The sequence below is a fragment of the Catenulispora rubra genome, from assembly GCF_015356825.1.
GTDB classification, from domain to species: Bacteria; Actinomycetota; Actinomycetes; order Streptomycetales; family Catenulisporaceae; genus Catenulispora; species Catenulispora rubra.
Window position 1 is genome coordinate 1 of sequence record NZ_JAACYW010000384.1, and the last position, 9,415, is coordinate 9,415.

General features: G+C 70.7%; 8 protein-coding genes. 2 read left to right on the forward strand and 6 right to left on the reverse strand.

Features of this window, described 5'->3' with window-relative positions:
• Positions 1 to 118 precede the first annotated feature (118 nt).
• Positions 119 to 1,582 carry an N-acetylglucosamine/diacetylchitobiose ABC transporter substrate-binding protein gene (ngcE, locus tag GWK61_RS49625; protein ID WP_194920745.1) on the reverse strand — a complete coding sequence of 488 codons (1,464 nt, stop codon included), beginning with the start codon at positions 1,580 to 1,582 and terminating at the stop codon, positions 119 to 121.
• Positions 1,583 to 1,832: 250 nt separating this feature from the next.
• Positions 1,833 to 2,921, reverse strand: coding sequence for an N-acetylglucosamine kinase (locus tag GWK61_RS49630; protein WP_194920747.1), 1,089 nt, complete (start codon positions 2,919 to 2,921; stop codon positions 1,833 to 1,835).
• 359 nt (positions 2,922 to 3,280) lie between these two features.
• Here GWK61_RS49630 and GWK61_RS49635 point away from each other — a divergent pair, with 359 nt between their 5' ends.
• The gene (locus tag GWK61_RS49635; RefSeq protein ID WP_194920749.1) at positions 3,281 to 4,462 is read left to right on the forward strand and encodes a LacI family DNA-binding transcriptional regulator; all 1,182 of its coding nucleotides are present in this window, start codon (positions 3,281 to 3,283) and stop codon (positions 4,460 to 4,462) included.
• 155 nt (positions 4,463 to 4,617) lie between these two features.
• Here GWK61_RS49635 and GWK61_RS49640 read toward each other — a convergent pair whose 3' ends face one another.
• From GWK61_RS49640 to GWK61_RS49655, 4 genes are all read right to left on the reverse strand, one after another.
• Entirely contained in the window at positions 4,618 to 5,217 is a 600-nt protein-coding gene (locus GWK61_RS49640) for an HIT family protein (protein WP_194920751.1), read from the reverse strand.
• A gap of 46 nt (positions 5,218 to 5,263) precedes the next feature.
• Positions 5,264 to 6,862: a bifunctional aspartate transaminase/aspartate 4-decarboxylase gene (locus GWK61_RS49645; protein ID WP_369125680.1), complete on the reverse strand. Its 1,599-nt coding sequence runs from the start codon at positions 6,860 to 6,862 to the stop codon at positions 5,264 to 5,266.
• Positions 6,863 to 7,168: 306 nt separating this feature from the next.
• Positions 7,169 to 7,435: a hypothetical protein gene (locus GWK61_RS49650; RefSeq protein WP_194920755.1), complete on the reverse strand. Its 267-nt coding sequence runs from the start codon at positions 7,433 to 7,435 to the stop codon at positions 7,169 to 7,171.
• A gap of 225 nt (positions 7,436 to 7,660) precedes the next feature.
• Positions 7,661 to 8,248, reverse strand: coding sequence for a DUF421 domain-containing protein (locus GWK61_RS49655; RefSeq protein WP_194920758.1), 588 nt, complete (start codon positions 8,246 to 8,248; stop codon positions 7,661 to 7,663).
• A 175-nt stretch (positions 8,249 to 8,423) separates the two neighbouring features.
• On the opposite strand from GWK61_RS49655, the gene GWK61_RS49660 reads away from it, so the two are divergent.
• A complete protein-coding gene (locus GWK61_RS49660) occupies positions 8,424 to 9,041 on the forward strand; it encodes a DUF11 domain-containing protein (protein WP_194920760.1) in 618 nt (205 codons plus the stop codon).
• Positions 9,042 to 9,415: the final 374 nt, after the last annotated feature.

Sequence of the window (9,415 nt, forward strand, 5' to 3'; positions counted from 1 at the left end):
GTGGACGCCGGTCGGGGCCGGCGTCCACGGCGCGGTCGGGTCGGTCGGGTTGGTCGAGGCCGGCCGGAGCCGGTCGGGTCGGTCGAGACCGGTCGAGACCAGTCGAGGCCGGTCGGGGTCAGGCCGTGGTCGGCCGCTTGAACTTCTGCACCGAGGAGTCGGCGGCGCACTTGTCGGCCGCGGTCTGCGCGCGGCTGATGAACTCGGCCGGCTTGATCTTGTTGGCCATCAGCTGGCCCATCGCGTCCTCGAGGTCCTTCTCCATCTGGGAGTACCAGTTGAGGTAGTACCAGGAGATGACCTGGCCGTTGGCGGCCTGGTAGAGGTCGTTGCTGGACTTGGTGCCGGGCTTGAGCTTGGCGGCGATGTCCGGGGTGATCGAGTCCTTCACGACCGACAGCGAGTTGGCGTTCTGCGCGAACGACGCCCCGCCGGCCTTCGAGCACATGATGCGCAGGAACTCCAGGCCGCCGGCCTTGTTCTTGGCCTTGCTCGGCACGATGAACGGCTCGCCGGCACCGGCCCGGATGGCGGTCTGCGGCATCTTGTCGCCGGTGAGCGAGGGCATGGCGAACACCGCCATGCCGAAGTCCGCCGGCGTGGCCTTCAGCTGCTCGTTCTCCAGCCACGACCCGCAGGGGATGACCGCGGCCTTGTTCTGGTTCCACAGCGTCTGGGACTGGATGTGGGTCAGGCCCTCGGTGCCCGGGAGCATGTAGCCCTTGTCCACCAGCATGTAGATGGCCTCGACGCTGTTCTTGACCGCGTCGGACTTCCAGGCGTTCGGCTCCAGGTTGTCGATGGCGGTCTGGGCGTCCGGGCCGCCGTTCTTGGCGACCATGTCCATCAGCGGGACCATCATGTAGTACGGGTACTTGCCCTGGTGCGCGAACGGGGCCATGCCGCTGGCCTTGATGGTCGCGCACAGCGTCATGAAGTCGGCCCACGTGGTGGGGATCTGCCAGTTGTTCTTCTTGAACAGCGTGGTGGAGTACCACAGGCCGAAGACGGTGAACGCGTAGTTCAACGAGAACATGCTCTGCCCGAGCAGGCCCATCTCGACGGTGCCGCCCAGCAGGGTGTCCTTGACCGTCTTGCTCGGGTCGTCGATCGACGGTGCCTTCAGCAGCTGGTCCAGGTTGGTCAGCTGGCCGCTGGAGTTCAGCACGTCCAGCTTCAGCTGCTGGGCGCCGGAGTCGTCGATGACGTCCGGCGGGCTGCCGGCGTTGAACCGGGGCTGCAGGTCGCCGGTGAGGTTCTGGCCGCTGTGGTGCGAGACCTGGGAGCCGGAGAACTTCTGGGAGTACATCGACTCGAACGACTTGGCGTAGTCATCGCCGTAGCCGCCCTTGAAGATGTAGACGTCCAGCGGGTCGGAGGCCTTCACCCCGAACGGGTTCTTCGGGTCCGAGGAGTTCGCCGCCCCGGTCGACGTGGTGGAGCTGTTGGTCTTGCTGCTGCCGCTGCCGGCCGCGCACCCGGCCGCCAGGGCCGAGCCGGGGCCGACCATGGCCGCGATCGCGGCTGAGCGGACCAACATCTGCCGGCGGGAGACGTCGGCGGGCAAACCGTGTTCTGACACTGTGGTTCTCCTGATCGACGAGAAGCGGTGCGCCGGGGGGTTCCGGCTTGAGGGAGGTGCGCTCGTGCGGTGTGCTCAGGTGATGCGAGTGCTCGTCCGTACGGTGCTGCGCTGGTGACGCGGGTGGTGCTCGGTGCTCGGTGCTCAGTGCGTGGTGCTCGGTGTTGCGTGGTTCTCCATGATGCGCGGTGCGTGATGCTCGGTCGTGCTCTGTTGTTGCTCGAGTTGCTCGGTAGGTTATGAGATTTTGCTAGCTGGCGGTAGGTATCGAAAACAATCGCTCACGGACCTCGGGGGTCGGCACCGGTCCGATACGGGCCAGGGCCAGCCACGCGGCGGCCGCCGCGCCGTCCAGTGCGGGGAGTACTTCGGCGGCCGGCCAGCGCGCGCGCAGCGTCCGCCGCACGCGCTCGGCGACCGGTGTCGGGTTGGTCAGGACGCTGCCGGCCAGGACGATCGGCGTCGCGGTGTCGGGCCCGCGCACCGTGGACAGGGTCGCGGTCAGGTGCTCGGCGGCGCGGTCGGCGATGGCCTCGGCTACCGGATCGCCGTCCGCGCAGGCTGTGGACAGCAGCGGGGCCAGGCGTGCCAGGGCCGTCGGGGGTTCGGCCATGACGGCGGCGACCAGGTCGCGGGCGGTCGGCTGTGTCGGCGGGGTCGGCGGACTTGTGGGAGGAATCGGGACCGGCGTGCTCCCGTCGGCGCCGGTCGCTGCATCGGTACCGGTCGCTGAATCGGTACCCGGCCGGGTGTCGTGCAACCGCAACGATTCGATGACGAGATCGGTGAGCGCGGTCTCCGGCCCGTCGCCGTCCAGGGCTGCCATCGCCGCCAGGACCATCTGCCGGCCCAGCCAGAAGCCGGAGCCGCGGTCGCCGAGCAGCCAGCCGTGGCCGTCGGAGCGCTCGGCCATCGCGCGGTCCTTCACCGCGATCGCCACCGCGCCGGTGCCGGAGAGGACCAGCGAGCCCTCGGGGGCGTCGGTGCCGGCCACGAACGCGATCAGCGCGTCGGGCTCGTAGTCGACCGGACAGGTGACGCCGACGCTGTCCCAGACTCCGGTGAACGCCTCGCGGCCGGGCATGTCCTCGCCGGAGGGCAGGACCCCGCCGCCGGCCAGACCGAGCACGACGTGCCGGACGTCCGCGGGGTTCAGGCCGGTCATGGCCTGGTCGACGGCCTCGGCCAGCGCGGCCGCGGCGCGCTCGGGACCCAGGCCGGTCGGATTGCCCCCGGACGCGCGACCGGCACCCCGCCTGACGCCGTGCGGCGTGACCGCCAGGACCCGCGTCGACGTTCCGCCGACGTCGAGTCCGAGGACCAGCGCCTCGTCGGTCATGGTGGGTCTCGCCTCTCCGCCTGGCGGTGGAACGTTTCAATTCCACGTTGCGTGGAACTTAGAACCCGGATAATCCGACGTCAAGGGTTGACCTTGAAGCGCAACCATAACGATGCGAAGGGTCAGGCATACGGCGCAGCCTCCACCGCCGCCGGTCCTTGAAACGTTCCAACGGGACTGGCGCCCCCTGACGGCCGGTGCAGGACCCGTAGCCGTCCCGGTTCCGACTGTGCCACAAGAAGCACAGGCGGTCTAGACCGCCCGGTACGGTGCTCGAAACAGCATGTTGACTCCGCCGAGCGCGGCCGTTTAGCCTCCTCGGCACGGCCACGGGGCGGACCGGGATACAAGGGGCGTGCGTGACGAAGAGCGCGGGCATGCGGGATGTGGCCCAGCTGGCCGGGGTGTCGGTCGGCACGGTGTCGAACGTGCTGAACCGCCCCGACGCGGTGGCCCCGGGCACCCGCGCCCGGGTGCAGGCGGCGATCGCGGAGCTGGGCTTCGTGCGCAGCGAGAGCGCCCGGCTGCTGCGCGCCGGCAGCAGCCAGGTGCTGGCGCTCCTCGCCCTGGACCTGGCGGACCCGTTCTTCGTCGGCGTCCTGCGCGGCGCCGAGGGCGCGGCGCGCGCGGCGGACCTCGGCGTCCTGGTGATGGACAGCGCCTCCAGCGCCGCCAGCGAGGCCACGCACCTGGCGATGCTGGCCCAACAGCGGGTCCGCGGCGTCCTGGTGACCCCGGCCGACGTCAGCGGCGCGACACTGGCACAGTTCGGGCGCGCGCGGATCCCGTACGTGCTGGTCGACCGCGACATACCGGGCGGGATCGGCTGCCGCGTGCTGGTCGACGACGTCGCCGGCGGCGCGATGGCGGTGGCGCACCTGATCGCGGCCGGGCACCGGCGGATCGCTTACGTCGCCGGGCCGATGGAGCTGCCGCAGTATCGGGACCGGCTGGAGGGGGCGCGGTCGGCAGTCGCGGAGGCTGGGGGTGGCGGCGGCGTGCGCGAAGTTGGTGGCGGTGGTGGCATCGCCGGTGCTGGCCGCAGTGGTGGCGGCGCGGGCGAACGCGGCAGCGGCGGGAATGGCGGCGTGAGCAGCAGAAATGGCGGCGCGGGCGGCGTCGGGGTGGAACTGGTCGTCCTGCCCGCCTGCGCGCACGGCGACGTCGCCTCCGGACGCGACGCTGCGGCCCGGATGCTCGGCCTGCCGGAGCGTCCGACCGGGGTCTTCTGCGGCAACGACCTGATCGCCCTGGGCATGCTCCAGGGCCTGTTCGCGGCCGGCGTGTCGGTGCCGCGCGACGTGGCGATCGTCGGCTACGACGACCTGGAGGTCGCGGCGGCGGCCGTGGTGCCGCTGACCTCGATCCGGCGCCCGGCGGCCCGCGTCGGGCGGGCCGCCGCCGAGATCCTGCTGGAGGAGAGCGGCGCGGCGGCGGGGGAGCACGTGCACCGCGAGCTGGTGTTCCAGCCGGAGCTCGTGGTGCGGGCCTCTAGTCTGGCGCCGGCTCCGAACGTTCCCGCTCAAAGCCCGGGCAAGTGAGCACCGGCAGTCGCGGATATTTCGGGAACCGGGGGTCGGTCGCCGCGCGCGTGCACCGCCAGTAGACCGTCCCCTTCCGGGTTTCGTTGCGGTGAACGTGCCGGCACACCGCGCACAAGCCGGGGCCCGGTCCGTTGAATTTCTGCTCGTCGTTGTCAGACATGCGCTGTTCCGCCGTCCGCCGCCATGGCCACGGCGATCCGACGGTTCGTCTCGGCCCACCGCTCGGTCTCGACCTTCGGCAGGACGTCCTCCCAAATCAGCAGGCACGATCCGCGCATCTGCAGCATCCCCTCGGGACGTGCCGAGAACCACCAGTGCAGATGGTCGCCACCGTCGCCGAACCTGGCCACGTGCACCCGCGCGATCCCGCCGAGGCCGAGCACCGCACGCTCGACCCGCTGGAACAGCGCGCCGAGCTCCGCCGCCCGCTCGGCAGGCAGGTCGGCCAGGTCGCAGTGCTCCCGCGGCTCCAGCATCACCAGCGCCGGGATCGCCGCCTCGGGGAACGTGCGCAGACGCCAGTGCTCGTCGGTCCAGATGTAGTCGGAGTCCTGCCACGAACACGGCCGGCACGGGGTCCCGCCCGGGGCGCCGTTCCGCGCCGGCTCCGGGAGCACCGGCGGTTCGAGCTTCTTCACCCGCAGATCCCCTTCGAAGGGGAAGATCTCCCAACCCGGGATGCCGTCGGCGTTGAACGGGATCTCCCGGCCGATGGGGAGGTGCTTGACGTAGTCGCTGGGTTCGGTTGCCATGGCCAAGAAGGATAGCCATGCGGCCCGCGGCAAAGGATCTTGCAGCTCACTTCTTCGTCTTCAGCCACTCTTCCCTGTACTCCTCCATGATCGAGTGCAGATGGTGCCCGATCTTCAGGTAGTCCAAGTCGTCCAGGTTCGCCAGCGACACCCGCACCGACCACTCCGGCCCGTCGAACCCGCCGCCGTTCAGCAGCACCACAGAGGCCTGATGCGCGAGCCGGAACACCACGTCGGTCGGCTCGTAGTCCTTCTCCAGATACTCGGCGAACTCCCTGCTCTCGAAAGCCTCGGCCTCCGCCAGGATGTCGAGCTCGACGTAGTAGCAGGCGCGCCCCGGGTCGTCGCTGATGTGGTGGACGCCGATGCCCTCCATCAGCAGGTCCAGCCTGCGGTGCACGATTGTCCGCAGCAGCTCCTTGTACTCCTGGCCCTCGGGCAGCAGGTCGAACAGGGAGAACAGCATCATCATCGTCTGCTGCGGCGTGGACAGGCCGGCGGTGTGGTTCAGCGCCACCGCGCGGCTGTCGGCGACCAGCCGGTCGACGAACTTCGTCTTCTCAGGGTCCAGAGTCAGGGAGCTGTAACGCTCGTTCAGCTCCTCCTTCTTCGCCTTCGGGAGCTTGGCGAGCAGCTGGTCGAAGACGTTGTCCTCGGCCACCGCGATCACGCCGAGCCGGTGCCCGGTGGCGCCGTAGTGCTTGGACCACGAGTAGACCAGCGCGGTGTTGCGCGGGCAGGCGGCGGCCAGCGAGCGGAAGCCGGGGACGAAGGTGCCGTAGACGTCGTCGGTGATGATCGCCAGGTTCGGGTTCTTGGTCTTGACGATGCCCGCGATGCGGTCGCGGACCCGGTCGGACAACGCCATCGACGGCGGGTTCGACGGGTTCACCAGCATCAGGGCCTTGACGTCCGGATCGGCCAGCCTGTCGACCTCGGAGTCGGGATAGCGCCACATGTGGACGCCCTCCTCGGTCATCATGTCGGCCTTCACCTGGACCACGTCGAAGGAGTAGCGCTCCAGCTCCGGGATCTCGATGTACGGGGTGAAGATCGGCGTCATCAGGGCGATCGTGTCGCCCCGGTGCAGGATGCCGTTGGTGACCAGCGTGTCGAACAGGTAGCACATCGCCGCCGTGCCGCCCTCGGTGGGGAAGACGTCGACCGCGCCGGGCGTCTCGCCGCCGTACATCTCAGCGGCCAGATACGCGCGCACCACCTCCTGGCAGTGGTCCAGCACGCGCGGCGGGTCGGGGTAGTGGTCGCCGATCCAGGCCTTGGTGAGCTCGCCGATCCACGCGTCGGCGTCGAACTTCAGCTCGGTGACGCCGTAGTCGACCATGTCGCGCAGCAGCCGCACGCCGGTCATGCCCGGGTTCGACAGGCAGAAGCGGTCGAACCGGACCGCGCTCCCGGCCACCTCCGGCATGCCGCCGAGGTTGTCCATGGTCCAGACCCGCCGCGACTCCTCCAGCGCGAACGCGCCGAGCGCCAGGTAGGCCTCGCGGGGGCCGGTGGCTATCCAGTTGGGGTTGCCGCGCCCGGCGTTGAGCAGCTGCGCGGCGGACTTCTTGTGGGTGTCCGCCGCCAGCTCGATCAGCTCGCCCTTGAGCTCGAACGGGCTCAGCGACGACCAGCGCTGGATGGTGGTGCGGGTGACGCCCGCTGACTTGACGGTGGAGGGGACGCGCTTGCGCGGGGTGCCGTTCTTGGGACTGCCGTTCTTGGCACCGGCATTCTTGGCATCGGCGTTCTTGGCGCCGCCGTTCTTGGGACGCGAGGCGTTCTTCTTCTCCGGGGTGGTGGCGGTCACGGCGGTTCCTTTGCGTGTCGGCGGCCCTGGCGGCATCCTCGATGCCGACGAGATCACGCGACGGTGCGCCGGGCGCGTGGGGCTGCGCCGTAGGTGTGACCTGGCTACGGCTGTGACCTGGCTGCGGGTGTGGCCCGGCTACGGCCCCGGATTGGTCGGATTCCCCGGCTGCCAGTCGCGCCCGAGCCGGTTCATCGCCTCGTCGATCCGGTCGCGGTCCTCCACCAGGCCCGCGGCGGCGGCCTCCTCGTCGGCGGCGGTCTCCCGCTCCGCGCGCTTCTGCGAACGCCGCACGGCCAGCCACCCCCCGGAGGCGATCGCGGCCAGCGACGCCCACACCATCGGGCGGTTCCACCACGACCTGCCGCCGTGCATGGCCACCACCGAGGCGAGCACGGAATGCATCACGACCTCCTCCTCGCCGACCGGACCCGCGCGGAGCGCGCCCGAAGTGGGCACCATGATTTCCGGCGGCGTGCGGCGCGGCGGCCGTGACACGCCAGCACCGGCGTGCCGGTGCCCCGATCGGATGATTCGGCGGATGGTCGGGTGGGTGCTCGGGTGAGTGGTCGGGCGGGCGGTCGGGATGGTCGGTCGGGCGGATGGCCGAGCGGGTGGTTTCGGGTGGCCCTACGACCCGCGCTGGAGCAGCAACATGTCCAGCCGCTCCTGAATCCGCGCCAGATCCGCACGGATGTTCTCCACGTCCTGCCGATCCGCCCCCTCCTCGCTCTCCTTCAGCTCGATCAGCATCCCGCCGCCCGGCGCGATCACCATCTCCCGCACGTCCCGTACGTGCTCCGCGCCCTGCTTCCGCGACGAGGCGATCACGTCCGCCGGCCGCAGCGCCAGCCGCCGCAGCGTCTTGATCTGCAGCTTGCCGTCCCGGATCAGCACGCTGGGACTGCCCTCCAGCACCCGCTCGAACCGCGGCGCCCGGTCGCTGAGGTACGCCTGCAGGCGGACGAACAGCGCGTTCACCGCGATCAGGACCGTCGCCCCGTACACGCCGCCGACCAGCGAGTTGTCGTTGCCGATCACCGCGTTCTGCACCACGTTCGACAGCAGCAGCACCACGGACAGATCCAGTGTGTTGAGCTGCGCCAGCTCCCGCTTCCCGGCCAGCCGCAGCAGGATCACGATCGCGGCGTAGACGAGGACGGTGCGGATGGTCTTCTCGCCGTAGGAGATGCCGGTGACGAACATGTCGTGCCACATGCGCCCATTGTCGTCAGCACCCGCCTGCCCGGCCGGGAGGCGAGGCTGGGCCGAACGGGTGGCGGTGCTCCCCGGCGGCCTAGCGGCGGCCCGTCTCCGGGTGCGACGCGCGGCGCGCGATGTTCGACTTCTGAGGGGTTCGGGAAGCGGCTACTGATCGAGACTCGGAGGCCTGATGATCGGGCTGGCGGCGGCAGCCATCCTGCTCACGCCGGTGTCCGCACCCGGCGACGGCGGGCACCCGGCGCCGCTGTCTGTGGCGCTGTCGGTGCAGGCCAGCGGCGCGCAGGCCGACGGCGGCCAGGACGTGTCGTACGCGATCGTGGTCCGGAACACCAGTGACCGCGCCGTCCCCGACGCCGTGATCACGCAGCAACTCCCGGCCAGCCTGGACTACACCGGCGCCACCCCCACGCCGCACCGCACCGGACGCCACCTGACCTGGACCCTCGCCATCCCCGCCCACGGCACCGCCCACATAACCACCACCGGCGCCACCGGACACCACCTCGAAGCCCGCCCCCTGGACCACGCGACCCAGGCCGGCACAGTCCACCGCGGACACCACCAGCAACTGACGACGACGGTCTGCGCCCGCGACGCCGGCGGAGGAGACACCGGCCCCCAAGCCTGCGCGACGGGCCACAGCACCCTGCACGCGGAGTCACTGTCCCGCTGGGAAGGCACCGCGGCCGCACTCGCCGGCCTCACCGGCGCGTCAGCGGCCTGCTTCGGCGCAGCACGACTCCGGCGGCGGCGCCGGGCGTCGGGGCGAGCCGGCGTTGAAGGCTGACGCGAGGGCCGACGCGGCCGAACCTGACGGGGATGACTCGGGTGCGGCTGGCCGCCCATCAACACCCGATGGCATTGGTCCGGGAGCCTCCACGAGACCCGGCGCTGGTCCGAGTGCGCGGCCGGCGGCCGATGGCAAGGCGGGAGCAGGCGGCGCTGATTCGCGTGCGCGGGCGGCGGCCGATAGCAAGGCAGGACCGGATGGTGCTGGCCGGAGAGCTTTCGCGCGAGCTGGTGTTGATTCGGGTGCGCGGGCGGCGGCCGATCGCAAGGCCTCAGCTCCAGCGCGCTGTTCTGGAGCGCATCTGCCGAATGAGCCTGCTGCCACAGCCGATGGCGGCCCACCATCCCCGCCGGATGCGAGCTCCGTCCCCC

What these genes read in the sequence shown, in the direction of transcription:
- GWK61_RS49630 (WP_194920747.1), bottom strand. Translation starts at nt 2,921, where the DNA reads ATGACCGACGAGGCGCTGGTCCTCGGACTCGACGTCGGCGGAACGTCG.
- GWK61_RS49640 (WP_194920751.1), bottom strand. Translation starts at nt 5,217, where the DNA reads ATGGCAACCGAACCCAGCGACTACGTCAAGCACCTCCCCATCGGCCGG.
- GWK61_RS49650 (WP_194920755.1), bottom strand. Translation starts at nt 7,435, where the DNA reads ATGCATTCCGTGCTCGCCTCGGTGGTGGCCATGCACGGCGGCAGGTCG.
- GWK61_RS49655 (WP_194920758.1), bottom strand. Translation starts at nt 8,248, where the DNA reads ATGTGGCACGACATGTTCGTCACCGGCATCTCCTACGGCGAGAAGACC.
- GWK61_RS49660 (WP_194920760.1), top strand. Translation starts at nt 8,424, where the DNA reads ATGATCGGGCTGGCGGCGGCAGCCATCCTGCTCACGCCGGTGTCCGCA.